The sequence below is a fragment of the Sorangium sp. So ce119 genome (assembly GCF_051524405.1).
Lineage (GTDB): Bacteria > Myxococcota_A > Polyangia > Polyangiales > Polyangiaceae > Sorangium > Sorangium cellulosum_G.
Map to the genome: position 1 here is coordinate 8,497,823 of NZ_CP150310.1, position 25,588 is coordinate 8,523,410.

At 70.7% G+C, this 25,588-nt stretch carries 22 protein-coding genes; 10 read left to right on the forward strand and 12 right to left on the reverse strand.

What is annotated here, in order from left to right:
• The first annotated feature begins 140 nt into the window (after positions 1-140).
• Complete coding sequence (locus WME76_RS32110) at positions 141-1,088, forward strand: LysR family transcriptional regulator (protein WP_437956052.1); 948 nt, start codon at positions 141-143, stop codon at positions 1,086-1,088.
• Between the two features lie 111 nt (positions 1,089-1,199).
• Here the strand turns inward: WME76_RS32110 and WME76_RS32115 are convergent, their stop codons facing one another.
• Positions 1,200-2,000, reverse strand: a complete 801-nt coding sequence (locus tag WME76_RS32115; RefSeq protein ID WP_437956053.1) for a hypothetical protein — start codon at positions 1,998-2,000, stop codon at positions 1,200-1,202.
• A gap of 212 nt (positions 2,001-2,212) precedes the next feature.
• Positions 2,213-2,365: a hypothetical protein gene (locus tag WME76_RS32120; protein WP_437956054.1), complete on the reverse strand. Its 153-nt coding sequence runs from the start codon at positions 2,363-2,365 to the stop codon at positions 2,213-2,215.
• 565 nt (positions 2,366-2,930) lie between these two features.
• Between WME76_RS32120 and WME76_RS32125 the strand changes: the two genes are divergently transcribed.
• Genes WME76_RS32125 through WME76_RS32135 form a run of 3 tightly spaced genes read left to right on the forward strand, consistent with a single transcriptional unit; the run spans position 2,931 to position 8,652 of the window.
• Entirely contained in the window at positions 2,931-4,613 is a 1,683-nt protein-coding gene (locus tag WME76_RS32125; RefSeq protein WP_437956055.1) for a serine/threonine-protein kinase, read from the forward strand.
• Between the two features lie 2 nt (positions 4,614-4,615).
• Positions 4,616-7,405 (forward strand): hypothetical protein, encoded by a 2,790-nt coding sequence (locus tag WME76_RS32130; protein ID WP_437956056.1) that lies wholly within the window; start codon positions 4,616-4,618, stop codon positions 7,403-7,405.
• Positions 7,402-8,652 carry a PEGA domain-containing protein gene (locus WME76_RS32135; protein ID WP_437956057.1) on the forward strand — a complete coding sequence of 417 codons (1,251 nt, stop codon included), beginning with the start codon at positions 7,402-7,404 and terminating at the stop codon, positions 8,650-8,652. Before WME76_RS32130 ends, WME76_RS32135 begins: the two co-directional genes overlap by 4 nt.
• A 147-nt stretch (positions 8,653-8,799) precedes the next feature.
• On the opposite strand, the gene WME76_RS32140 is transcribed toward WME76_RS32135, so the two are convergent.
• On the reverse strand, positions 8,800-10,236 hold the full coding sequence (locus WME76_RS32140) for an FAD-dependent monooxygenase (protein ID WP_437956058.1): 1,437 nt from the start codon (positions 10,234-10,236) through the stop codon (positions 8,800-8,802).
• 68 nt (positions 10,237-10,304) lie between these two features.
• On the opposite strand from WME76_RS32140, the gene WME76_RS32145 reads away from it, so the two are divergent.
• The gene (locus WME76_RS32145) at positions 10,305-10,922 is read left to right on the forward strand and encodes a TetR/AcrR family transcriptional regulator (protein WP_437956059.1); all 618 of its coding nucleotides are present in this window, start codon (positions 10,305-10,307) and stop codon (positions 10,920-10,922) included.
• Between the two features lie 90 nt (positions 10,923-11,012).
• On the opposite strand, the gene WME76_RS32150 is transcribed toward WME76_RS32145, so the two are convergent.
• Positions 11,013-11,735, reverse strand: coding sequence for a penicillin-insensitive murein endopeptidase (locus WME76_RS32150; protein WP_437956060.1), 723 nt, complete (start codon positions 11,733-11,735; stop codon positions 11,013-11,015).
• Positions 11,736-11,763: 28 nt separating this feature from the next.
• Positions 11,764-12,969: a formylglycine-generating enzyme family protein gene (locus tag WME76_RS32155; RefSeq protein ID WP_437956061.1), complete on the reverse strand. Its 1,206-nt coding sequence runs from the start codon at positions 12,967-12,969 to the stop codon at positions 11,764-11,766.
• A 168-nt stretch (positions 12,970-13,137) separates the two neighbouring features.
• Between WME76_RS32155 and WME76_RS32160 the strand changes: the two genes are divergently transcribed.
• The gene (locus tag WME76_RS32160) at positions 13,138-13,995 is read left to right on the forward strand and encodes a CvfB family protein (RefSeq protein WP_437956062.1); all 858 of its coding nucleotides are present in this window, start codon (positions 13,138-13,140) and stop codon (positions 13,993-13,995) included.
• Between the two features lie 141 nt (positions 13,996-14,136).
• Positions 14,137-15,576, forward strand: a complete 1,440-nt coding sequence (locus tag WME76_RS32165) for an ATP-binding response regulator (RefSeq protein WP_437956063.1) — start codon at positions 14,137-14,139, stop codon at positions 15,574-15,576.
• Between the two features lie 47 nt (positions 15,577-15,623).
• On the opposite strand, the gene WME76_RS32170 is transcribed toward WME76_RS32165, so the two are convergent.
• Together WME76_RS32170 and WME76_RS32175 are read right to left on the reverse strand one after the other, a co-directional pair.
• Positions 15,624-16,091 carry a Dps family protein gene (locus tag WME76_RS32170; RefSeq protein ID WP_437956064.1) on the reverse strand — a complete coding sequence of 156 codons (468 nt, stop codon included), beginning with the start codon at positions 16,089-16,091 and terminating at the stop codon, positions 15,624-15,626.
• A gap of 124 nt (positions 16,092-16,215) precedes the next feature.
• Complete coding sequence (locus WME76_RS32175) at positions 16,216-16,812, reverse strand: YqgE/AlgH family protein (RefSeq protein ID WP_437956065.1); 597 nt, start codon at positions 16,810-16,812, stop codon at positions 16,216-16,218.
• Positions 16,813-16,976: 164 nt separating this feature from the next.
• On the opposite strand from WME76_RS32175, the gene WME76_RS32180 reads away from it, so the two are divergent.
• The 3 genes from WME76_RS32180 to WME76_RS32190 all read left to right on the forward strand — a co-directional run bounded on the left by WME76_RS32180 (position 16,977) and on the right by WME76_RS32190 (position 20,147).
• Positions 16,977-17,387 carry a 6-pyruvoyl trahydropterin synthase family protein gene (locus WME76_RS32180; RefSeq protein WP_061615087.1) on the forward strand — a complete coding sequence of 137 codons (411 nt, stop codon included), beginning with the start codon at positions 16,977-16,979 and terminating at the stop codon, positions 17,385-17,387.
• A gap of 71 nt (positions 17,388-17,458) precedes the next feature.
• The gene (locus WME76_RS32185; protein ID WP_437956066.1) at positions 17,459-18,934 is read left to right on the forward strand and encodes a DEAD/DEAH box helicase; all 1,476 of its coding nucleotides are present in this window, start codon (positions 17,459-17,461) and stop codon (positions 18,932-18,934) included.
• Positions 18,921-20,147, forward strand: a complete 1,227-nt coding sequence (locus tag WME76_RS32190) for a DUF790 family protein (protein WP_437956067.1) — start codon at positions 18,921-18,923, stop codon at positions 20,145-20,147. Before WME76_RS32185 ends, WME76_RS32190 begins: the two co-directional genes overlap by 14 nt.
• Positions 20,148-20,367: 220 nt before the next feature.
• Here the strand turns inward: WME76_RS32190 and WME76_RS32195 are convergent, their stop codons facing one another.
• The 5 genes from WME76_RS32195 to WME76_RS32215 form a co-directional block, all read right to left on the reverse strand.
• A complete protein-coding gene (locus WME76_RS32195) occupies positions 20,368-20,799 on the reverse strand; it encodes an immunity 53 family protein (protein ID WP_437956068.1) in 432 nt (143 codons plus the stop codon).
• Between the two features lie 46 nt (positions 20,800-20,845).
• Entirely contained in the window at positions 20,846-22,072 is a 1,227-nt protein-coding gene (locus WME76_RS32200) for an IS3 family transposase (protein ID WP_437956069.1), read from the reverse strand.
• Complete coding sequence (locus WME76_RS32205; RefSeq protein WP_437955467.1) at positions 22,072-22,431, reverse strand: transposase; 360 nt, start codon at positions 22,429-22,431, stop codon at positions 22,072-22,074. The genes WME76_RS32200 and WME76_RS32205 overlap by 1 nt, the downstream gene beginning before the upstream one ends.
• A gap of 180 nt (positions 22,432-22,611) precedes the next feature.
• A complete protein-coding gene (locus tag WME76_RS32210; RefSeq protein ID WP_437956070.1) occupies positions 22,612-23,076 on the reverse strand; it encodes a hypothetical protein in 465 nt (154 codons plus the stop codon).
• Entirely contained in the window at positions 23,076-25,460 is a 2,385-nt protein-coding gene (locus WME76_RS32215; RefSeq protein WP_437956071.1) for an RHS repeat-associated core domain-containing protein, read from the reverse strand. Before WME76_RS32215 ends, WME76_RS32210 begins: the two co-directional genes overlap by 1 nt.
• Between the last annotated feature and the right edge of the window lie 128 nt (positions 25,461-25,588).

Sequence of the window (25,588 nt, forward strand, 5' to 3'; positions counted from 1 at the left end):
GCTTCTGCCCTTGCGCCGCAAGGGCTCGCCGGTGCCCGCGACATGCGATAGCGCCGCGAGCTGTGGAGGCCTGAACATGACGCGACCTTCGTCCTTGCGGTAGAGTCCTCCGCGGGTTAAACTGTTCTGTCTGGAGGACAATGCTGACCACCTCCCTGGACGACCTCCTCTCGATGGCGATCTTTGCGCGCGTGGTGGAGCGCAAGTCCTTCACGGGCGCGGCGAGCGTGCTCGGGCTCTCGAAGTCGGTCGTCAGCGCGCGGCTCGCGGCGCTCGAGGAGCGGCTCGGCGTACGGCTGCTCCACCGCTCGACGCGGCGCCTCGCGCTGACCGAGGACGGCCTACGGCTCTACGAGAGCTGCGAGCGTATCCTCACGGCCGCCGACGAGGCCGCGTCCGCGATGCACGGCGTGAGCCGGGTCCCCGAGGGGCTCTTGCGCGTGTCGGCGCCCGTCTCGTTCGGCATACTGAAGATCGCGCCCTTGCTAGGCGACTTCGCAGCGCGCTGCCCGCAGGTGCGCCTCGAACTCTCCCTCTCCGACAGCGTCGTGGATGTCGTCGGCGGGGGCTTCGACGTCGTGGTGCGCTTTGCGCGGCAGCTCGATGAGGCGCGTGTCGCGCGCAAGATCGGGTCTTTCCGTCGTATGGTCTATGCCTCGCCCGGCTACCTCGCGCGCCACGGCGCGCCGCAGGTGCCCGGCGATCTCGTCAGGCACAACTGCATCCGTCTCTCGGGGCAGTCGGGCGAGTGGGTCTTCGAGTCCGGCGCGGAGACGCTCGCCGTGACGGTCAGGGGCAATCTGGTCGTGGACAATGTCGTCGTGCTCAGGCAAGCGCTCGTGGACGGGCTCGGCCTCGCGATGCTGCCGTACTTCGCCGTCGCGGCGGATCTGGCAGCCGGCCGGCTCCAGCCTGTGCTCTTGAGCCATGCCGGGCAAGAGATCTCGATCTTCGTCGTCTTCCCTCACCACCTCCACCAGCCCACCAAGGTGCGCGCGTTTGTGGACCTCCTCGTCGAGCGCCTCGGGAGCGAGCCAGGGGCGGGCGCCGCGCCGGGGAGAAGGAAATCCAGAGCAGCTCGGACCTGATGTCCTCCACTTGTTTCGCGTTTCCCTCCCCCAGCCCCGCAGGGCCCCGACTCGCTCGATCGACCGCGCTCGCGCCGGCCCCTCCGGCGCGCGCGTCGCCCATGCCCGCTCTCAGACGCGGGCTGCCGAGGCGGCGTCCTGCTGCAAGCGGGCGATCAGCGTCACCAGCACATCGAACGACATCACGGCATTCGAGTGCATGGTGTGGAACACCCCGCCATCCACATCGAGGATCTGCGACCGCTCTGCCCAGAGGTTGGATGTGACGTCGGCAATGCGGCCGATCGCGATGGTCTTCCCCTCGATCGTGAGGTGGCCGCGGGTGAGTTCGATCCTCCGCATCGGATGGTCCATGTTGCGGGAGGCGAACAGGGTCTTGGACAACGCCACGCTGTCGGGCAGAGCCCGGAAGCCGACCGAGCCACCGGCCTGAAGCTCGCGGTAGAGCCGCTCCCCACGCTGCTCTACATGGCGCATCCGCAACGTCTGGCTCAGCTCGGCGTAGCGCGAGGTGCGTGCTCCAATGAAGACCCACGGCGCCTGGGGTGTCGCTCGGTAGCCGATACCGCCGAAGTAGAACGTGTAGAGATCCTCGATGTCGGCGTAGAAGTCGGTCCGGGTGCCTTTGCGCTCCCGAGCCTGGATCGCGTTCTGGTACAGCACGAACACGGGCTGCGAGCCCACGACCCACCACGTGCCCAGCGCGATCACGACGCCCAGCGCGATCGCCCCGTAGCCAACGCGATACAGCACCGACATATCCCCATCGAACCGCGCCGTGCTGCCCGGCCCTGGTACCAGGGACAGCACCAGGGCGCCCGCACCGGCGAACAGCGCTGCCAGAAACCATCCGGTAAAAAGAAGCGAACGGCTCTTGCCGTAGGTGCCGATCACATCGCCTGGATTGTGCATGCTTCCATCCCTAGGTGTCGACGGGTTCACCGTTGCCCCAGTCGCTCCCGAACACGGCGCGCGCGCCACCAGGGCTGGGCACGGTGTGCGGCTCGGCCCCTTCGCGGTGCCCTCCGCAATATCCCATGTCACGAGGAGCCCGATGGCGGCATTGCCGCCGGGACCGGGATCGTAGACGGCCCCGCTCCAGGTGTCGTGACCGTTCGCCATGCTCAGCGACGCGTGGCCTTACGGCTCCAGGCGCCGCGCGAGCAGAAATCAAACGTCGTCACGACGTCCTTCGTCACGGCGCCGACGTGGTAGCGGATGAGGTCCTTGCCGTCAACGTGGAACAGGACGTCGGGATCCGATGTGTGCGAGTACACCCGCTCGATGTCCGCCGGCGAGATGTCGAGCGCCTTGACGGCGCAGAAGGCGGATCGATGCCTGACCGCCGCGTAACGGGGGTGGCGTTGTCGCTCCTGCCCAGGCCAGCGATGCTCATGACGTGTCCGGAGGAGCAGCGGAAGAGGCGACGACGCACGACGGCAGCGGGCGGCGAGCCATCGCAGCCTGACCGCAGCGAGGACAGGTGGACAGGTCGATCCCCGTGAGCGCGGCGAGCTGCGTGCACCAGTCGACCTTACACGCATGGCTCGCGGGGCCCTGGAGGGCAACACCCCATGTGAGGCAATGCCGGCAGCCCTCCTGCTCGGTGCCTCGGGGTGGTCAGCCGCTCCGGCGAGCGGCTCGCGCCGGCCAGGAGACCGGAGACCGGAGACCGGAGACCGAGGCCGCGCCTCGAGGCTGGGACCGCGCAGCGCGGCGCTCACCGAGGCGCGCCACGAGGCAGGGGCGCGCGGCGCCCGCCCGCCAGAGCTCGGCCGGTTTGTGACGCTCGGGGATCTGTGCTGCGACGGGCTCCCCGTGTACGCTCTCCCTGGCCTCCTCATGTCGACATGCCCTACGTGCCGAACCGAGCATGCGGACGGCGTCGTCGCTTGCCCGCCGGACGCTGACACGCTCTCGCCAGACCCCGCGCTGCCGGGCGCCGATCCGGATCTCGCGCCAGGCACTCCGGTCGGCGAGTACCGCATCGAGGCGAAGATCGGGGTCGGGGGCTTCGGCACGGTCTACCGCGCCATGCACCCGGTCATCGGCAAGGCGGCGGCCATCAAGGTCCTGAGCCGCCAGTGCTCGGCGAACCCGCAGCTCGTCTCCCGCTTCGTCGCCGAGGCGCGGGCCGTGAACCAGATCCGGCACCGCAACATCATCGACATCTTCTCGTTCGGCGCCCTCGAGGACGGCCGGCACTACTACGTGATGGAGCTGCTCGAGGGGATGACCCTCGACGCCTACCTCCGCAAGCGCAGGCGCCTCCCGCCCGCCGAGGCGCTGCCCATCCTCGTCAAGATCGCGCGCGCGCTCGACGCCGCGCACGCCGCGGGCATCGCCCACCGCGACCTCAAGCCCGAGAACGTGTTCCTGGTCTTCGACGAGGACGGGGCGATCTTCCCGAAGCTGCTCGACTTCGGCATCGCCAAGCTGCTCGGCGAGCCCTCGACGACGGCGCACAAGACGCGTACGGGGCACCTGATCGGGACGCCGCTCTACATGTCCCCCGAGCAGTGCCGCGGCAGGAACGTCGATCACCGGACGGACATCTACTCGTTCGGGATCCTGGCGCACGAGCTGCTCGCCGGCGCGCCGCCGTTCGACGGCGAGAGCGCGTTCGACCTCCTGACCAAGCACGCGTCGGAGCCGGCTCCCCCCGTGTCGAGCGTGGCCACGCACCTGTCGCCGGCGCTCGACGCGCCGCTCCTGCGGATGCTCGAGAAGGACCCCGCGAGCCGCCCGGCGTCGCTGCTCGAGGCGACCACGGCGCTCGTGGAGGCCGCGCGGGGCGCCGGTTACGACGTGCCCACGGGCCTGCTGCGGGCGAGCGACGCCGCCGTCGGGCGCGGCGGGAGCGACGCCGCCGGGCGCCGCGCGCGCATCGCAGCCGCGGAGCCGCTGGCCTCCGAGCTCGCGCCGACGCAGCCGGGTCCCATCGCGGACGCGAGCACGGGCCCCAACGGGACCGAGACGGTGCTGCAGCGGTCGCTGCCGGCCAAGGTGGAGAGCACACCGACCGCGGCGTCGCGGCGGAGGGCAGCGCTCGCCGCGGTCGCCATCCTCGGCGGCGCCGCGGCCGCCGCGCTCACGCTGCGCCTCACGGGCAGCGAGCACCTGGCCGACGCCCCGCGCGCGCCGGCGCTGGCTGCGTCGAACGAGTCGGCCGCGCTGCTCGCCCCGGTCGCGCCGGCGCCCGCCGCCTCGGCCGCACCGGCGCCCGCGGACGTGCCCACGGCGAGCGCCCGCGCGGCGACGCCCGAGGTCGAGCTCCAGATCCAGGCGACGCCGAAGGAGATCGAGGTGTGGAGCGAGGGCAAGCTCGTCGGCAAGGCGCCGGGGCCGCTGCGCCTGCCGCGCGGGCGCGCCGTGAAGCTCACCTTCAAGTCGCCCGGTTACCAGGAGCAGGCGCAGGAATTCCTGGCCGAAGCGGACGGCGCGCTCACCGTGACGTTGAAGAGGGCCGCGGCGACCGCGAGGGGCACCGTCAGGAAGGGCGACCTGGAAGATCCGTTCCAGTGAGCATGCGCGCGCGATCCCGCTCCACGCGACACGCGCGGGCGGCCGCGGGCGCCGCGGCGCTGCTCGGCGCGGCGGCCGGCTCCGCCGGGTGCGAGGAGCTCGGCGAGATCCCCCCGGGCATCTGCGGCAACGGCGTCATCGAGCCGTCGCGCAACGAGGACTGCGACTGCTTCGAGGCCAGCGAGGCGTGCGTCGTCGAGACGAAGAACGCGCAGGGCGCGACCTCGCTCGCCGTGTGCAACCCGCGACGAAGCGAGAACGAGTGCCGCTTCGGGTGCGACGACGACGGCCAGGGGTGCCCGAGCGGGTGGGGCTGCGGGATCGACCGCGTGTGCCGCGCCTCCAAGGGCGAGTTCAGGCCGCTCGGCGCCGCGCTGCCGCTCGGCGCGCAGCGGCTGCTCACGGGCGATCTCGACGGCGACGGCCGCGGCGACCTCGTGGGCGTCGGCTCGACGAGCCTCGAGGCGCTCTACTTCGATGCGAACAGCACCGTGGGGACACAGGTGTCGATCCCCTCCGCAGGGGACACGCCCGCGCTCGCGCCCCTGACCGACGACGCGACGACGGACATCGCGCTCAGCGTGGGGCCCGGCGTGGCGATCCTGAGCGGCCAGCCGGGTCGCACGTTCGCGCCGGTCCCCGTGCTCGCGTCGGTGTTTCGCCTGGAGTTGCTGAGCGGCGCGGAGCCCGGGACGATGACCTTGCGCGGGGCGCGCCTCCTGCCGGTCGGCAGCACACCCGAGGACGGGCAGACGTGGGTCGCCCTGGTCGCCGGGACCGACACGGGCGGCGCGGCGCCGGAGGACGTCATCGTCGTCGTGCAGGGGGCGGCGAGGGGCGAGTTGTCGCCCCTCGATCTGCAGCGCGGGCGGCGCGACGTCGCCGGTCCGCTCGTGAGCGCGGACCTCGACGGCGGCGCGCTCCACGAGGTGGTCGTCGCCCTCGCGGACGACTCGGCCGTGCGCATCTACTCGCCGGACAGCGGCGCGCACACCGCTGTCGAGCTCCCGGCCGGCGCGCGGATCGCGGGCGCGCCCTTCCTCCGGGACGTGACCGGCGACGGCATCCTCGATCTGCTCGTCGGCGCCACGTGCGCGCAGCGCGGCCCGGGCCTGCCCGCGGATGCCGCCTGCTACGAGCTCGACGTCGCGGAGGGCGCGGGCGGCGGCGCGTTCGGGGACATGCAGCCTTACGGCGATCTCTCGTACCCGGCCGGCGAGGCGGGCTCCAGGCGCTCGCCCGGCCTCGGGGCCCCCATCGCCGTCGGCGATCTCAACGGCGACGGGGTGCTCGACGTCGTGGACCCCGGCGCCGTGAGGCTCGGAAAGGCCCGGACGTCTCCTCCCTACCAGGTCGAGTTCGACCGGCTCGCGCCGGCGAGGGGCCGGCGCTGGACCAGCGCGGTGATCGCGGACCTGACCGGCAACGGCGTGTCCGACGTGATCACCGGCTCCGCAGACGCGACGGATCTGACGTTCTTCACCGGCGTCCCCGGCGCGCTGCCCTCCGACTTCAAGCTCAACGAGCTCAAGATCCCGACGCTGGGCAACGTCTCGAGCTTCGTCGTCGGCGACTTCGACGGTGATCTCCTGCCGGACCTCTCGTTCGCCGAGAGCGCCGGCAGCTCGCAGTCGAGCGCGGTCCACCCGACGCTCGCCGTCTGCTTCGGCCGGTACATGAAGGCGCCGGAGGCTCCGGTGCGGCTCGGCGCCTTCGAGGGGCTCCTCGATGTCGCGGCGGTGCGGCTGCCCGAGCCGGACGACGCCGTGGACGACCTCAGCGTGCTCTTCTCGCACCGCGGGGACATCGCGTTCAGCCTCATCGAGGGCAGCAGCTCGCGGTCGTTGCTGCCGCCGCTGCCGCTCGTCCGCGAGGGCGACGTGCGGCAGGCAGGCGAGCTGCGCGCCGTGAAGAGCATCGCCGGCCGCTTCCGGGGCGCTGGGGCGGAGATCGCCTCGCTGACGATCGTGCCTCCGCGCCCTGGCTCCTCCGCGGGCCTGGCCGATCTCTGGCTCCTGCCGGCGGTCGAGGCGGGCGCGATCGCCATGGTCGACGAGGACAAGCAGCGCATCTCGCTTCCCGCGGAGCTCGTCCCCTCGCGGGAGCCCGCGTGGGCGCTGGATGGAGTCGCCGTCGACCTCGAACGCGATGGAGTGGACGAGATCGTCCTCTCGCTGCCGGTGGAGGTCGTGGGGAAGGACGCGGCGGCTGGATCAGGGGCGCCCGCGCTGGAGGGCGCGGTCGTCCTCGTGCGCCAGGGCGCGAGCGGCGCGCTCGGGGTGCCGGAGGCGGCCATCGCGCGAGCCCCTGGCACGCTGTACGGGGGGCTCCGCGCGGGCGACCTGAACGGCGACGAGCGCGCGGACGTCGTGGGCGTCGCTTACCGGATGGAGCCGGGGACGCGCAGGATCGCGGCGAGCCGGCTCGCCGTCTTCTGGAACACGGGCGACGGGGCGCTGGACGCGCCGGTCGAGCTCGAGCCCGCGGACGCCGGTCTGGAGAACCTGGCGAGCGAGGTCACGAGCGTCGACTTCGCCCGCATCGACGAGGGGGCGGGAAGGGCGCTCGTGGTGCTCACGCGCGGCGCGGCCTACGCGCTCGATGCGTGCGGCGATGATGCGGCGGCTTGCCATGACCTGGGCGGGCACCTGCTCCGCAGCCGCAAGCTGGACGGCATCCCCGGCGGCTCCGCGATCGCGACGTGCGACGTCCTCGGCGACGGGGTCGACGACCTCGGGGTGCTCAGCGACGGCGCGCTCCGCGTCCACGAAGGGGTCCCGATCCGCCGATGAGGACCTCGCTTTGCGTCGTGCTCATGGCCCTCGCGGCGACCGCGCTCGCGCCGCGCGCGGCCGCGGCCGAGGAGGACATCGAGCAGGCGAAGGCCCTCTTCAACGCCGGCGCCCAGGCCTACGCCGCGACGCGGTACCGCGACGCGGTGCAGTCCTTCGAGGCGGCGTACAGGAAGGCGCCGCGCCCTGCTCTGCTCTTCTCGCTCGCTCAGGCCTACCGCCGCCTGTACGTGGTCGAGCAGAGCCCCGAGGCGCTGAGGGCCGCCATCGCGAATTACCGGCGGTACCTGGAGGAGGTCCCGCAGGGCGGGCGCCGCGCGGACGCGACCGAGGCCCTGAGCGAGCTCGGCGTGATCGCTGCGCGCCTCGAGGCGACCGCTCCGTCGTCGCCCGCCGCGCTGGAGGCGGCGCCGCCCGACGCCAGGCCGAGGACCCGCATCAACGTCACCTCGCCGACCGCGGGGGCCCGCGTGTCCATCGACGGCCGCGCGCCGGTCGAGGTGCCGCTGATGGCCGAGGTCCAGCCGGGCAAGCACCGGATCAAGATCACGGCCGACGGCCACATCGACGAGGAGCGCGAGGTGGTCGCGATCGAGGGGGACGTCCTCGGGATCGACAGGGAGCTGCGCGAGCGGCCGGCGCTCCTCGTGGTGAAGGCCCCCGTCGGCGCGCAGGTCACGCTGGACGGGCGCTTCGTCGGCACGACGCCGCTGCCGCTCATCCAGGTCGCTCCCGGCAAGCGCTTCTTCGTCGCCACGAAGAACGGCCACACGCCGTTCTCGCGCGAGCTCTCGCTCCGCCGCGGCGAGCGCCGCGTGATCGAGGTGGGCCTCTCGAGCTCCTTCCAGCGGAAGATGTCCTATGGCCTCGCCGCGGTCGGGGTCCTGTCCGCCGCCGTCGGCCTGCTGACGCTGACCTCGAGCCTCGCTGAAGAGGAGGAGGCGCGCGAGATCGAGGAGAAGCGCGGGCAGCAGGGGATCTCCGAGGAGGAGCTGGGCCAGTACCGAGCTCACCTCGACATGCGCGACGAGCTCGCGAACGCCACCACGGGCCTGTTCGGCACGGCCGCGGTGTTCGCCCTCGGCGGCTTCGTGTTCTACGCCTTCGACACGCCGACCCCCCCGCCGCTGCCCGCGCGCACGGACCCGACCCCCGCGCGCACGGGCGGCCCGAGGCTCGAGCTCTCCGCCGCGCCGATCCTCGGGCCGGGGCTCGGCGGAGCGGGGCTCGTCGGCCGGTTCTGGTGACGGCGCCGCAGCGCCCTGGGTGGCCGGGGGCGGCCATCGCGAGCTGCTGGCGGTGAGCCATAGCCCGCGCAAAGCCATTCCGACCTGTCAAGAATTTTCCGCCAACCGACACGCCGCGTACCGACGTGAAGGGCTGGCTGCTCTGATTCAGAACCAGCGCGCGAGCGCGTCGTCGAGCGACGTCGACGACGCGTCTGTCCACGCGATGCAGCCGTCGGGACGGACGAGCATCGACGGGCCGTCGTTGGTGCGTGCGACGTGCACGTTGCGCGGGAGTGACCGTTCCGAAGGCGAGATGAAGAGGCCGCCGCCCTTCTCCATCAGCACGTAGAGCCGCTCTTCGCTGCCGCCTTCGAGCGTGAGGAGCTGGTCCTTCGCGAGCGTGCCGACGAGCGGGTCGTCGTCCCCGAGGTCGTAACGAATGCCGACGCCCGAGAGCATCTCGCCGAAGTAGCGGTTGCCTCCGGGCAGCTTCATCAGGTCGCTCACGATGGTGCGGAGCGCGCTCGTCAGCGGGTCAGGTCGCATGAGCGCGACTTGAGCGCGGGTATTTTCGAGGACGCGCGCGGCGACGGGGTGGCGCTCGGCGGTGTACGAGTCGAGGAGATGCTCGCGCCCCTTCACCGCCGCGGCGAGCTTCCAACCGAGGTTCGCGGCGTCGACGAGGCCGAGGTTCAAGCCCTGGCCGCCAAAGGGCGAGTGGACGTGCGCGGCGTCGCCGGCGAGAAAGACGCGGCCAGCTCGGTAGCTCGTCGCTTGCCGCGCGTGATCGGTCCAGCGCGTCGCCATCGTCATCGACAGGATCTTGACGTCGGTGCCGCTCACGCGCTGAATCGCCGCTTCGACCTCGGCTTGCGTGATCGGCGCATCCCGATGGGGCGGCGGCCCGTTGAACTCCGCAGTGAAGACGCGCCCCGGCGTCGGTCCGGACGCGACGAGGCCGCGCGGCGTTCGATGCCAACCCATCGCGAGCTTCTCGGGCGCATCGAGCTCGACGACAGCCTGATAGCCGGTGATGGTCGGATCCGTGCCGGGGAACTCGAAGCCGGCGAGCTTGCGGACGCGGCTCCGGCCGCCGTCGCAGCCGACGAGGTACCTCGCGCTCCGCGGGCCCGCGCTCGTCTGCGCGGTCACGCCGTCGTCGTCCTGCTCGAAGCCTTCCACCGTGATGCCGCGACGGATCTCGATCCCGAGCTCGGTCGCGCGCGCGCTCAGGATCCTCTCGAGCGCCTCTTGCGGCACGAGACGCATGTGGCGCTCCGGGTCGCGCTGGAGGTCCTGGTCAATCAAGAACATTCCAGAAAAATGGCCTCCTGGCCTCTTTATCGTTCCAGATCCGAAGCGCGCCTTCAGCGCCGGCATCATCCGCGCCATGGTGGCACGGCGCTCGTCGTCGAGCGCACGCGCGAGCCCGCGTCGTTCCAGCGCCTCGGCTGCCACCGCGCCGACCCCGGCGGCCTTGATCGTGCGGTCGGGCTCCACGAGCCGCTCCAGCACGAGCGGCTTCACGCCCGCGATCGCGAGCTCGATCGAGAGGAAAAGCCCGACCGGGCCGGCGCCTACGATGACCACGTCGTGAGCCATGACCCAAATCTTAGACTCGGTAAATATTTGATCAAGACAAATATTTGTCTTGGTCTAAGATTCGATCCATGGGCGAGCTCCGGGAAAGCAAGAAGCGCGAGACCAGGCAGCGGATCTCCGACGTCGCGACGGCGATGTTCTTCGCGCGCGGCTTCGACGCGGTGACGGTCGAGGAGATCGCCGCCGCCGCCCGTGTCTCCAAGATGACGGTGTTCAACTACTTCGCGCGCAAGGAGGACCTCCTCCTGGATCGCGAGGACGAGGTGAAGCGGCTCTTGCGCGAGGCAATCGGCGAGAGGCCGCAAGGGCAGTCGCCGATCGACGCGCTCCGCCGCCTCGTCGACAGGCTGTGCGAGCAGAAACATCCGTTCGCTCGCATCGACAGCCAGACGGTCGGCTGGCGGCGCGTCGTCGCGGCGAGCCCGTCGCTCAAGGCGCGCCTCCGCGAAATCGGGGATGAGACGGTCGAGGCGCTCGCGGTCGAGCTCGCTGGTCCGAAGCCCGATGGCATCGCGCGGCTCGTCGCCGGCATGGTCGTGCTGACGTGGCGCACGGCGTACGGCGAAGCCATCCGCGTGTTCGAGCGCGGAGGCTCGGCGAAGAAGGCGAACGCTGCGTTCATCGCGTTGATCGATCGCGGTTTTGCGGCCATTCACGGGATGGCGGCGAGCACGCGCTTTGCCTGAGCGCCGGGACGCAGCGGATCGCGAGCCACGTCATGATCAACGGGCTGGGCAAGGGCGCGATGCCCCCGTGCTCCGCGCCAGCGCGGCCGTTCAGCGCGGGTCGCGGACCGCGAAATCGATGTGCACGTGCTCGTCGTGGCGCCACCAGACCTGGCTCCGGAGGATCGCCCCGGAGAGCGGGCCCAGCGCGCGGCCCGCGGGGCTCGCGAGGAGCAGCGGCACGTACTCCGGCGCGAGGATGATGCGATGGACGCGGAGCCCCCTGGATCTCGCCTTCTCGTCGAGCGCCGACAGGAGCCGCGCGAGGTCGTCGAAATCGATCGCCAGGTCCCCGCGGCGGCCCTGCGCGTCGAACTCGAGGCCATAACCGAGCTTGTTCCAGGGGTACGTGGCGACGTCCGCGGGCCGCCCCGCGCCGTCGCGCAGCGGGACGAAGATGTCCGCGCTCAGCCCGTTCTGGTGCGTGCGATGCGGCCAGAACGGGCCGCCCCGCCGGTGGCCCGTCTCCCCCACGACGAAGCGGCGCCCGGGCCTCGCGGCCGCGACCGCGGCGAACGCGTCGAGCAGCGCGTCGCGCACCGCGCCGTGCACGTACTGGCGCCCGAGGCTCGCTCCCAGGTACGAATACGTCACGTGGCCCGGCCCCGAGGGCGGGAGCGGGTGCCCGTGCGCGAGGCGCCCCTGCGCCGGGCTGCCGGCGCTCTCCGAGGGCGCCGCGCCGTCGAGCCAGACGCGGCCGTGCGCCACGACGACGGGGCCGACGAAAAGGAGACCGGCGGTGAGCGCGAGCCGCTTCAACGACGGGCGGCGCATCGCAGGAAGGGTCGCACCACCCCTTGATTCACGGATCCCTCGCGCACCGCGCGCCGATGCCGTAGTAACGGCCGGCGGGGTCGCCGTCGAGTCGAAAGCTCGTGCGGAGCTGCACCGCTGGATCTTCGAAGGACCCGCCGCGCATGACCCGGTCTCCGGCGTCGGACAGGTTCGCGCAGTCGTCGCAGGACGTGCAGCCCTCGCACGAGGTCTGAAACCGCGTGCTGAACCCGTCCAGCGTCCATTCGAGGAGGCTCCCCGCCAGGTCCGCTTGCCCCCACCGTCCATCCCCGCGGGTCGACCGCGAACCGACCGGCAAGAAGTCGTCGAGGGTGCAGTGACCTGGGTCTCCATCGCCGACGCAGTTGCTGAGCACGCGGTTCTGCTCGAACGTGTCGCCCCACGGGTAAGCTCTCTGCTCCTCGCCGCCCGCCGCCGCGTAGTTCCACTCCGCCTCGGTCGGCAAGCGCCCGCCATCCCAGGCGCAGAAGGCCATGGCCTCGTACCACGTGATGCAGTTCATCGGCAGCGTCTCGTCGTCGGCAGCCACGTCCTCGTGATTCCACGTCACGCAGCGGTCGCCGAGATCTCCGCAGCTCTCGGGGTGGCAGGCGATCAGCCCGCTCCGCAGCGTGGCGTAGTCCACCGCGAGGCGCCCGTTCCATGCGGAGCGCCACCCGCTCCCGGGCAGCGCCGGGTGCTCTCCTGCGTTGTCCTCCGGCGGATCCGCCTGCGTCCCCTTCCCCACCTCGATGAACGCGAGGAACCGACCGACCGTGATCTCGTAGGTATCCAGCCGGAAGCTGCTCACGACCGCCCGGCGCGCGCCGGCGGGCTCCGATACGCCCTCATAGCTCCTGTCGTAAGCGCCGCCGTCCACCCGCTTGCTGTCACAGCAGCTCGTCCTGTCCGGCCCGCACCGCACGTCCAGCATGGCGCAGCTCAGGGAGAAAGACGTGCCATGGGCCCCCTCTCCGCCCGCCCCGGCGGCGCTGCCGCCCTGGCCGCCATCGCCGCTGCCGCCCTGGCCGCCATCGCCGCTGCCGCCCTGGCCGCCATCGCCGCTGCCGCCCGATCCGCCCGGGCCCGTATCTCCCCCTCCGCTCGCCCCGCCGCCGAGGCCTCCCGCGCTGTCACCCCCTCCAGCGCCGCCGCCTCCCGCGCCGCGCGCGTACCGCCCCCAGTCGGCGCCGAGGAGGTCCGCGCACCCGGCGCCGAGGGCGACTGCTCCCATCGCGCCGATCCACCCGGCCTTCGCCCGACTGCCGCTCCCCATGGCGCAGCAGGCTCATCCCTCCCCGCCGCCGGTGTCAACCCATTCCGCCGGCGATGCCCCCGCTACCACGCCGCCGCCACGGGACCGCGGCGACGCTCCGCCCGGGCTGTGCAAGACTGCGCGCCGATGCCCTACGACGACCTGCTCGGACGCGTGGTGACCTTGCCGATACGGCGGTTCGGCCCGCCAGGCGCCTTCCTCTCGCCCGATCCGGACGACCTCCGCCCGAACGCGCCGGTGCTCCTCCTGCCGGGCGGCGAGGTGCCCGAGGGCGCGACGGAGGGAGACGCGCTCGAGGTGTTCGTGCACCTCGACTCGGAGGATCGCCCCATCGCGACCGCGCGCCGGCCGCGGCTCACGCTCGGCGAGGTCGCCTTTCTCGAGGTGACCGACGTGGCGCCGTTCGGCGCGTTCGTCGACTGGGGATTGCCGAAAGAGCTGCTCGTGCCGCGCGCGGAGCAGACCCGCGACCTGCGCATCGGCCAGCGGCACCCGGTGGGGCTCCTCGTGGACAGGACCGGGCGCCTCGCCGGGACGATGCGCGTGAGCGAGATGCTGCGCGACAGCGGCGATTTCGAGCTGGACGAGTGGGTCGAGGGCGAGGCGTGGCGCAACGAGCCGGATCTCGGCCTCTTCGTCATCATCGAGCGCAGGTTCGTCGGCCTCGTCCCCGCGGACGAGCCGCACGCGCTCTCGCGCGGCGAGGCGGCGCGGTTCCGCGTGACCAGCGTGCTGCCCGACGGGAAGATCGAGCTGTCGCTGCGCGGCCACGCGCACGAAGAGGTCGAGAACGACGCGCAGAAGATCCTTGGGCGGCTCTCGCGCCCGGGCGCGCCGAGGGTCGGCGACCGGTCGAGCCCCGAGGAGATCCGGGCGCTCTTCGGCCTGAGCAAGAAGGCGTTCAAGCGCGCCGTCGGCCGCCTCCTGAAGGAGCGCTCGGTCGCGATCGATCGCGACGGCTTCCTCGTGCACTCCCGGCGCTGATCCGGCGCTCTGCCCTTCGCCTCGCGCGACACTTGCTGTGTCCGTCCGGTCATGAACGCTCGCGCGCCCGCGCCCGCCAAGGGCTCAGCGCCCGGGGGCACATTGACGCTGCCCACCTTCACCTACTAGGATTGCGGCCGAATGAGCATCCGTCCCGCGCGACGCCGCGTCTGGGTGGTCGACGACAGCCCTCTCGACGCCGAGCGGGCGCGTCGCGTGCTCGCCGACGAGCACGACGTGGAGGTGCTCCTCGACGGGTCCACGGCGCTCGAGCGGTTCTCCTCCTGCGCGGCGCCGGACGTGATGATCCTCGACTGGATCATGCCGGGCGTGAGCGGCCTCGAGGTATGCCGATTCCTGCGCTCCGAGCACGTGGGGGCCCAGAAGCTCGGTATCTTGCTGCTCACCGCGCATCGCCACACCGATCAGATCGTCGAGGGGCTCTCCGCGGGCGCCAACGACTACCTCGCGAAGCCTTACGAGGACGAGGAGCTGCGCGCGCGCGTCGCGTCCCTGCTCCGCGCGCGGGCGCTGCTCGAGCGCGCGGAGCAGGCCGAGGCGGCGAATCGGAGGCTGCTCGAGACGGCCCCCGACCCGCTGCTCGTCATCGACGCGCAGGGGTCCCTGAGCTTCGTGAACGACGAGGCCGTCATCGCGCTCGGCGTCGCGCCTGACGCCGTGATCGGGAGGTCGATCTCGGAGCTGATCCCCGGCCTCCCCGTGAACGAGCCGGAGCTGTTCAGCGGCGAGTCCACGTTTCCCACTCCCGACGTGGAGATCCGCAGCCGGGTCTTCTCACCGACCTTGCGGGTGCTCCCGGGGGGGGCCGCCTCGAGCACGATCGTCTCGCTGCGCGACGTCACCGAGCGGCGCCTGCTCGACGAGCGGCGGCTCGATTTCTACTCGATGATCGCGCACGACCTGCGCACGCCGCTGAACGCGATGACGCTGCGGATCGCCAACATGCTCGACTGCGAGGATCTCGCGAGGACCCCTTCCCTGCTCGAGGACGTCCAGAAGCTCGACGGGCGCCTGCGATCGCTGGTGTTCATGATCAACGATTTCCTGGAGCTCGCGAGCCTCGAGGACGCGAAGCACCGCATGGAACGCAAGGATGTCGACGTGGTGCGCCTGATCGCGGACACGGTCGAGGACTTCCGCCCGCTGCTCGACAAGAAGGGCCACACCTTCTCCGGGCCGTCCCGCTGCGAGGGCGCCGCGGTGCTCGGCGATCGGCGGCGCATCGCCCAGGTGCTCTCCAACCTGATCGGCAACGCCATCAAGTTCACGCCCCCGGGCGGCTCGATCGCGGCGCGCGTCGAGGTGGCGCCGCGCCACGTGGAGATCTCGCTCGAGGACACGGGCGTCGGCGTCGCGCCGGAGGTCGCGGACACGCTGTTCCAGCGTTACCGGCGCGCCGACCACAGCGTCGGCGGGACGGGGCTGGGGCTGATGATCGTGCGGGAGATCGTCGAGGCCCACGGCGGCGAGGTCGGCGTCGAGAGCCACCCCGGGCGCGGCAGCCGCTTCTGGTTCCGCCTGCCGCGCAGCCGCCGGGCGGCGCCCTCCGCGCCTGGCTGAGCGCGCCGCGCGGTCGCGTCGGCCAGCGGGCGCCGCGAGGTGGGGAGTCACTCGAGCAGGCTGCGCAGCATCCACGCGGTCTTCTCGTGGATCTGGAGCCGCTGGGTGAGGAGATCGCAGGTCGGCTCATCGCTGGCCGACTCGGCCACGGGGAAGATCTCGCGCGCGGTGCGCGCCACGGTCTCGTGCCCCTCGACGAGGCGCCTGATCATGTCGGTCGCCTTGGGGATGCCGTCCTCTTCCTTGATGGAGGAGAGCGCCACGAACTGCTTGTACGTGCCCGGCGCCGGGAGGCCGAGGGCGCGGATGCGCTCGGCGATGAGGTCCACGGCGAGCGCCAGCTCGTTGTACTGCTGCTCGAACATGAGGTGGAGCGTCTGGAACATGGGCCCTGTGACGTTCCAGTGGAAGTTGTGCGTCTTGAGGTACAGCGTATAGGTGTCGGCGAGCACACGGCCCAGCCCCGTCCCGATTTGCTCGCGGTTCTTCGCGTCGATGCCGATATTGATCTCCATGACGTTTCCTCTCGGTTCGTGTGCTGGCCAGATGGGCCGGAGGCGGCGAAGCCCGGCGCGGCCCCCTGCGTGTCCTTGACGCGCTCCGCAAGGTTCGTCCTTGCGGTCCCCGCGTCAATCCGCCTCACGCCTCGCCGATAGTACGCATCGTCATGACCTCGATCGGGCTCAGCCCGAGCAGCGCATACGCCTGTTCCCAGCGCCGGTCCGCGTCCACGTCGAACAGGACCCCCTCGTCGAGGGGCACCGGCAGCCACGCGCCGGCGGCGATCTCGCGCTCGAGCTGCCCGGGCCCCCACCCGCTGTAGCCGAGGAGCACCGTCCTGCGCCGCGGGTCCTCGGCGGCCGCGCCGCGCACCGCGTCGGCCGCGAGCGCGTCGAACGCGGTCCGCGACGACGTGACGCGCACCCGGGAGCCCACCGGGATCACGCCCGACTCCTCGGCCCCGAGCGCCGGGTCGAGGCACAGGATCCACCCCGAGCTCGGCTGGACCGGCCCGCCGAGGTAAACCGGCGCCGGATCCTTCAGGTCGCTGCCGTAGCCCGCGAACGACAGGAGCTCCCCGAGGGTCATCGGCGCCGGCCGGTTCACCACGAACCCGAGCGCCCCGCCCTCGCTGTGCACCGCCAGCAGCACGACCGTCTTGTCGAAGTTCGGATCGCCCAGGGGCGGCGACGCGATGAGGAACCCTGGGGCCAGCACGCTCGCTTCGCTGTTCATCCGCGATCCTCCCTCTCAACGGTCAACCGGTCACTGCGTCCCGCACGGACCCGCCCGCTCCCCGGCGTAGGGCTCACGGGGAACCGTCCGCACCTTACTCCCGCGCGCGGCGACAGGCGATTGGGATCTCCCTCGGGCGCCGTGACGACGAGTATAGTGCGGGCATGTACACGGTCGGCGTCCGCGATCACATCATGGTGGCCCACAGCCTGAAGGGGGAGCAGTTCGGCCCTGCGCAGCGCCTGCACGGCGCGACCTACACTGTCACCGTGGAGGTGGACCGCGAGGAGCTCTCGCCCCTCGGCCAGGTCCTCGAGACGAGCGTGCTGCGAGACAGCCTGCGCGGCGTGCTCGCCGAGATCGATTACCGCAACCTCGACGAGCACCCCGCGTTCGAGGGGAAGCGCTCGACGCCGGAGCTCATCGCGCGCCACATCCACCGCGAGCTCGGCCGCAAGCTCCCTGTGAACGCCGGCACCGCCCTCACGGTCACCCTGCACGAGTCCCCCCTCGTGTGGGTACGTTACCGCGCGCCGATCCGCGGCGCCTCGATCATGCCGGCCGAGCTGGCCTGACCGCCATGCTGGCGTGACCGCCGCTCTCTCCGCTTGGCACGCCGCCCTGCTCGCGGCAAAAGAGCGCGCCGATGACCGAGCCGGTCCGCACAGCGCCGATCGTCCTGACCTTCCAGGGCGGCACCCTCCGCATCGAAGGCACCGCCCCGCGGCCGGCGCTGGAGCCGGCCGCCTCCGAGCTCGACGCGCGCCCCGCGGAGGCACCTGAGGGCGACGGCGCGGGCTCGTCCGCCGAGGGCGCGCCGCTCGACCCCGCGTGCTTCCCCGCGTCGTGCCGCTGGGACGCGCGCGAGCGCGTCTACCGCGTGCCCGCGATCGACTACGCCGAGCTCGTCCTGAGGCTCCGCGCGCGCGGCGTCCCGTTCACGGACGCCGCGCGCAGGTACGAGGCGCTCCCGCTCGCGCCGCTCGCCAAGCACGACCCGTTTCCCTACCAGCGCGAGGCGCTCGAGGCGTGGGCCGCGCGCCGCAGCCGCGGGGTCGTCGTGCTCCCCACGGGCGCGGGCAAGACGTTCGTCGCGACGCTCGCGATCGCCGCGCGGCAGCGCAGCACGCTCGTGGTCGTCCCGACGCTCGACCTCCTGAACCAGTGGTACGACGGGCTCTCGGCCGCGTTCGGCGTCCCGATCGGCCTGCTCGGCGGCGGCTATCACGACGTCCTCGACCTGACGGTGACGACCTACGACTCGGCGCACCTGCACATGGACCGGCTCGGCGCGCGCTTCGGCCTCGTGATCTTCGACGAGTGCCACCACCTGCCGAGCCCCTCGTACGCGCTCGCCGCGAAGATGTGCCTCGCGCCCTTCCGCCTCGGCCTCACGGCGACCCCCGAGCGCACCGACGGCCGCGGTTACGACGACCTCATCGGTCCGATCGTCTTCCGGCGGGAGATCACCGAGCTCTCCGGGCAGTACCTGGCGGCCTACGATGTCGTCCGGCTCGAGGTGCCGCTCTCGGACGGCGAGCGCGCCGCGTACGAGGCCGACCGCGCCGTGTACATCGGCTTTCTGCGCGCGAACGGCATCCGCATGCCCGAGGGGTGGGGGCAATTCATCCTGCTGAGCTCGCAATCCGACGCGGGCCGCCGGGCCTTCGAGGCGTACCGGCGCCAGCGGAGTCTGGCGCTGTGCGCGCCCGGCAAGATCGACGTCCTCGCCCGGCTGCTCCACGCGCACCGGGCCGACCGCACGCTGGTCTTCACCGAGGACAACGCCACGGTCTACCAGATCTCGCGGCAGTTCCTGCTGCCGGCGATCACGCACCAGACCAAGGTGAAGGAGCGCAGCGCGATCCTCGAGGCGTTCAACCGCGGCGCGCTGTCGGCGGTGGTCACGTCGAAGGTGCTGAACGAGGGGGTGAACGTGCCCGAGGCCAACGTCGCGATCGTCCTGTCGGGCAGCGGCTCGGTGCGGGAGCACGTCCAGCGGCTCGGCCGCATCCTGCGCCGGAGCGAGAACAAGACGGCGATCCTCTACGAGCTCGTGGCGCTGGGCACGGGCGAGCAGCGGGTGAGCGACAAGCGCCGGGAGCACGTTGCTTACCAGTGACCTCGTCCGGGTCCGCCGCCGGGGCGGGCTCGTCGTCCCGCAGTACCTCCGCGGCGCGGCGGCCGAGCGGCTGCTCCCTGTCGCGCGCGCGTACCTCGACATCCTGTCGCAGCGGGTGGGCGAGAGCCGCGACGAGGTGGAGGCCGCGCTCGACGCGGTGGAGGTGCCCGCGCGGGATCGCGTCGCCGCGCTCGGGCTGAGGAAGGTGCTCGAGGACGGCTGCGAGTACGAGGTGCAGGAGGGCGTCGACCCCGAGGCGCTGCGGCGCGAGCTGTTCCACGCGGCGGCGGCGGCGCACCGCGCGCTCGACGTGCGCGCCCGCTTCGATCGGGCGGCGGTGCTCGACGAGGTGGCCGCCCGGCTCGGCACGACGCCGGCGGCGATCGAGGCGGGGCTCTACGCCGACCTGCGCGGCGCCGAGATCCTCCGGCGCGCGGCGGCGGACGCGCCCGAGATCCTGCTGGATCGGTACAACCTGGCGCTGGCGCAGTCGATCTTGCTGCGGGCGACGCAGGTGACGATCCGCGTCGACGGGGAGAGCGCCGCGCGGTACCGGAAGATCTTCCGGGCGGCGCGGTTTCACGGGTTGATCCACGTGGTGCAGGGCGATCCGGGCTCGGGCTACACGATCTCGCTCGACGGCCCGTTCAGCCTGTTCGACGCGGTCCAGCGTTACGGGCTGCGGCTGGCGATGTTCCTGCCGTCGGTGCTCTCGTGCGCCTCGTTCCGGCTGCGCGCCGACCTGCGCTGGGGGCGCGACAAGGAGCCGTTCGCCGTCGAGATCGGCCCGGCGGACGGGCTCGTGTACCACGGGCGCGAGCTCGCGGAGACGACGCCGGAGCTGACGGCGTTCTGCGAGGGGTTCAGGAAGCTCGGGTCGCCGTGGAGCGTGGCGCAGAACGAGCGGCTGTTCGCGTTGCCGGGAGAGGTGGTGTGCGTCCCGGACCTCGTGTTCCAGAACGCGGAGACCGGGGAGGAGGTCTATCTGGAGGCGTTCGGCTTCTGGAGCCGAGCTGCGGTGTGGCGGCGCGTCGAGCTGATCCGGAAGGGGTTTCCGGCGAGGATCCTGCTGGCGGTCGGCAAGCAGCTCCGCGTGAGCGAGGAGGTCCTGGGGGAGGACGACGCGGGGGAGATCTACGTGTACCGGGCGACGATGTCGCCGCGGGCGGTGCTGGCGCGGCTGGACGGGAAGCGCGGGGGGAGTGAGGGCTGAGGGGGGTTGGGGATGCACGAATCATGGGCCTGATATCCCCCACCCGGTCTCTTCCACGAACCTACGGTAGTTGGGCACCGACCGGCTTGCGCGAGCCTTAAAGGCCAGCGAACAGGACCAGGGGAGAGGTTGTAGCCTCCGGACCAGGGCTTGCTCCTCGGAGGGGATACGCCCCTTTTGGCTCTTCTGTCCGGGAACGATCTCCGCCCCTCGGGGCAGGTCACCCGTTCGATGTGCGGATCCACGCCCGGAGGATCTCCAGGATTTCCTGGAGATTACCGGGCCCACCATAGCCATGGAAGCGTCCATCCTTCACATCACATCGTACCCAGTCCTCATCACTTCTCTCTTCCGAGACGGGCGCGGACACCTCAACATCACCCACGTCAGCCACGACGGACCATCCCGGGTTGTCCAACGTCTCAACCCGAATTCCGCTCTGGTGCTCCCACTGCCCATCGCATCGCGAACGGTACCATTGTTGAAGCCAGGTTAACGTGTCCCTCTCCATCGCCGTCTCCTGGCGCAGCAATCCTTCCCGTCGGGCCAGATCGCCCGCCGTCCTGATGTCGCGCTTGGTGGCCGGTCGAGTGGTCTTGGGCCCAAGCTTCTTTGACCGTTCGGGATCGACATGCGCCGTCAATTCGTGCACGTGGGGAGTGTCGTTCTGCTCACCGCTCGCCTTGTCGAAGTGTCTCTCACCTCGGAGATCGATGTCGACACGGCCGCCTCCATGTCGCACCGGAGAATGCCAACAGGTTTGAGACAGGCCGGACGAGAATCCTATGAGTGGATCGCGCTGAGGGGCGCGTTCCGGCTCTGGGCAGCACCCGGTCGAGGTCGGGGCGGCCGGGCACGGCAGTGGGCGTGGCGCCAGGTTCGGGCGCGGCGCTGGTCGTGGCCGTGTGTGTCGGCGCCGCGGCCTCTCCGGCAGCATCGTCAACGGACAGCGGGTTGATGGCTACCGAAGCGGGCGGCCTGCGCACGACGGGTGACCCGTTCGGGAAGCGTTCCGGATGCGCGGCGTAGGCCGCGTCCAGGGCGACCTGGCGCCGAGCCGCGACATCTTCGACTCGGCCGTAGAATACATCAGCAGGTGTGAAGAGCGCAAGTCCAGAATGCTGGTGAAGATCGTTGTACCTGCTGAAGAACTCCTGGCACCACGCTCGTGCATGAGCCAGGGAGGCAAAGCGGTCCGGATAGTCTGGCTGGTACTTGAGCGTCTTGAACTGCGACTCGGAGAAGGCGTTGTCGTCGCTGACGTGAGGCCGGCTGAAGCTACGAACGACGCCGAGCGAGCCGAGGAGCTGAGCGAGCCCCTCCGACCGCATCGCGGAGCCGCGGTCGGCGTGCACCGTGAGCGAGCCGGGCTCAACGCCGTGGCGGGCGACGGTCTCTGCGAACAGGTGCTCGGCGAGCTCTGCGCTCTCGCGCTCGGCGAGCAGCCAGCCGACGGTCATGCGACTGAACAGGTCGAGGACGACGTACAGGCAGTAGAAGACCCCAGGGAGCGGCCCGCGCAGCTTGGTGATGTCCCACGTCCAGATCTGGTTGGGGGCCGTGGCGGTGAGCGTCGGCTTGGCGTGCGCCATCGGTCCACGCTGGGCGCGCCGCTCCCCGCTCTCGCCGGAGGCGGCGAGCAGCCGGTACATCGTGCGGATGGAGGCGAGATAGACGCCGCGCGACAGCAGCGTCGCGTAGACCTCCGGCGGGGGCTGGTCGACGAACTCCTCGCTATGCAGCACGTCGAGCACGGCTTGCCGCTCGGGGTCACTGAGCCGGCGTGGGCTCGGAGCGGGCTCGGGCAGCGCGGGCGGCTTCGCGGGCTGGGTCTGCCGGTAGAGCGTGGCGCGGCTGACGCCGAGCGCCGCACACGCGTGCGCGATGGGGACGTGCGGGTCATCGAGCTCTTCGATGACGTCCATCAGCGCTCTTCGTCGGTCGTGAGATTGACGCCCAGAATGGCAGAGACTTTTTTTTGGAGGTCGATGAGCTTCTCAGCGAGCGCGAGCTTCTCCTCGAGCCGCGCCGAGCGCTTCTCGAGCTCGGCGATGCGCCGGTCCTTCGCGTCGTGCTTCGGCTTGCGGCCGGGCTTGCGCCCCGCGAGAGCCTCGCTGCCGTGAAGGGCGAGCTGCTTGCGCCACGCCGTCAGGAGGGAGCTGTAGATGCCCTCGCGGCGCAGCAGCGCCTCGATGTCCCCGCGCTGGGTGCACGCGGCCGCCGCGCGAACGATGCGCAGCTTCTCCGCCGCCGAGAACTTCCGCCTCTTGCCCGGCTTCGGCACGCTCTCGACGGCGGCGCCACTCGGGCGGGGAGCAGCGCCCTGCGCCGCTGGGACGGGGGTAGGATCGACGGATCGGAGATGGGAAGGCTTCGGCACGGGTCAGGTCCATTCTCCGCCCTCTCACCACAGATTTCCAGGGGGAGCTTGTCTCACCCGACGTTGGCACAGAGGGCTCCGACTTCAGTTGATCCTCATGGCAATTTCCTTCTTCAGTGCACGCAGACCGCAATCCAATGCATCGGCGTCGACTGACCACCAATCATTGGATTGGCAGAGAGCCAACGCAACCTCGGCGCAAGAAACGACACTGCCAAGCAACTCCTTGGGCTCAATCGTGTCCTGCTCTTTCGTCACGTTCCGGAGACCGCGCTCGACGCAAGTAAATCGCCACGCGCCTGCGGTCGTAACTTCGACGACCACCGCGAAGGGCCCCTCCATGAACATCACCTCCTGCCGCTGCGACTTTCCGCGCAGAAGGATCGTCAACGCATCAACCCACCTCGTGAGCACGACAACTACAAAATCGCTCCATCTGGGGTCCGGAAAGGCTCGGCCGCCGAAGTCCACGCACAGACCGGCCCATACGACGCCTGCCTGCGAGCGCCCCGAGTTCTTGGGGTTGATCTTGAGCGCGATGGTTTGCATCAGAATACCGGATAGGCGGTTTCGATGGTCTTCGTTGTAGTGTTCACCCACATCTCGATAGTGATGCTGTCGTATTGGCCCCGCATCAGTACCCGTTCGCCCTGACCGCCGACTTTTTGTCCATAGCGATATGCTTGCCGCACCGCACGTTCGACGGACTTGGTGCTCATGTGCTCCGGAAACACGGTGCGACCTGAGGTAAGTGGTCCCCCTGGGATGTGGCGCTCGGCAATGTGGGCTGTGTCTATGCCAACGCTCCGCCACGCTGGAAGATTGACCGCTTTCGGTGCACCCCTTGCAGCTCCCCCACCGCACGGCTCGGTGTTGTGGCTGAGAACGCGGAGTTCGGAGACGAAGTACTCGTGCTCGGACTCGACCTCCAGGTTGAAGACGCGCTGCACACTCGGTAGCACATCCACACCGGAAACCGCAAGCGTGCCGGAGGCGGTCCTGACATGCTCGCCCGTCTTCAGGTTGTCTGCTCGCGCCCAGTCGCCACGATCGACCGAATAGAACCGGTGCGATGCCGTCGCCTCGATGACCTCGCCCTCTCCGCGGAAGCGAAGGCGCACGATGTCGTTCGCCGTCTGGTTGATCGTGCTGAGCACCACCCGCCCAGGCACGGCCGCGATCGGCGGGGCCGGCCCGAGGTGCCTCACGAGCGCCTCGCCGGCCAGCGAGATCTCCTCGTAGGCCAGCCAGACCGTCCGCCCCTCCGCAACGCCGTGGGCCGCGAGCCACGAGGGCGGCCTGAGCAGCCGGATCTGGATGGTGTCACGCGCCCCCGCCCGGATCGGCATTTCGAGCTCGACCAGCCGCCAGCTCTCGTCGACGAGCGTCTCGCTCCGCCCGTCCGAGGTGAGCACCCGGTCGCCGACCGAGACGGTCTCGATCGGCACGAGCCCCGACGAGGTCGTCACCTCCGTACCGGCGACGAAACATACTCCCTTACCGCCGCACCCGCTGCCGGAGCAGGTGTCGGCCTGCTTGCCTAGGTCGGCGACATCGTCCATGCGCCGACCGACGTCCGCAGCTTCGTCACCGTGCTGGGCGACGACCTTGGCCGCGTCCGCGCCCGAGTCGACGGCCTTGCGCATGTCGTTCAGCTTGTCGGCGGCGCGAGCTCCCTGGATCGCGGCTCCCGCCCCGCCGGGCACCACGGGCAAGGCCATCGCGACCCCGTCGAGGATGACGCCGCCGGCGTCGATCGCGGCGCTTCCCCATTTGCGCTGTGCTATGTTGTCGACCAGGGATGCGATGCCCATCCCCAAGCTGATGCCGTCCCATACCGACTCGAAGTACTGCCCGGTGCGGTCGACATTGTTCGTGGGGTTGTTGCCCGCGTACGCGTACAAGCTGAGGTTCACCGGCGCGTAGACCCCGAGCGCGGGCTGCCCGCTGAAGTACTGCGCGACCATCGGATCCGGGCTCAGCCACTGGCTCTGGCGCCCGTCGTAGTAGCGCGCGCCGAAGTAGTGGAGGCCGGTGCCGATATCGAGCTCCTTGCCGCTGAACGTGTAGCGGCGGGCCAGCTCGTAGCGGGAATCGGTCTCGTCCCGCCAGAGCTCGCCGCTCGGGAAGTACTCGTTGTGCTGGATCAGCGTCTGCTCTTCGTTGCTCGAGTACTGCGTGCTCCTGAGGTGGTCGGTGTGGAAGTACAGCGTCGGCGGGTGGTTCAGCCAGGCGCTGTCCATCTTGGACGCGAGCTGCGTCCCACCCGCGTACACGTGCTTGGTGAGGTAGCGGCCGTCGCGGATCGTGAGGTCCTGGCTGATGTACGCTGTCTCTTCCTGGCCCACGACGTCGTGCTTCGAGACCGCGCGCTGCCCCTCTCCATCGTAGAGGTTCTTCGAGCGGGTCTGGTTGAAGAGCTTGATCTCGCTCGCGAGGTTCTCTTCGTTCCAGATGATCTCGCGTGTGGCGCCGCGGAAGGCCCATGTCCGCTGATTGCCGCTCGCGTCGTACTCCCACTCGATGAGCCCAGCGTCAGGGCTGTTCAGGCTCACCATGCGCCCGAGCGTGTCGAACGTCGCGGTCGTGACGTTGCCATGAGCGTCCTCGACCTGGACGAGGTCGCTCACGGGGTTGTAGCGGTACCGGGTGACGATCGGCGTGCCATCCGCTGGATTCGCGCGCTCGATCATCTCGACCACGCGATCCATGACGTCACGGTGCTGAACGGTCATCCCGCCGTCGGGCTCCGTGACCGTGGTGCGGAAGCGCAGGACTCCCTCCTGGTCCAGACCGAAGCCGTAGGTCGTAAGGGTCTCGACGAAGTTCTGCCCGATGTCCTCCTGATCGGAGGGCGTCGTCAGCTTGGTCACGCGCCCGAGGGCGTCGTACTCCCACGTCGTGAGGATGTCGTCCGCGTCGGATACGTCCACCAGGGCGGTGGCGGCCTCCGTGCTGAAGATGGGCTGGCCCTGCGCCTCCCGGCGCCCGCACTTGGCTTTAATTCGCGCAAACCACCGATGCGAGCGCCAGGTCCCGCTATCTCTGCTACGCGCCCTCG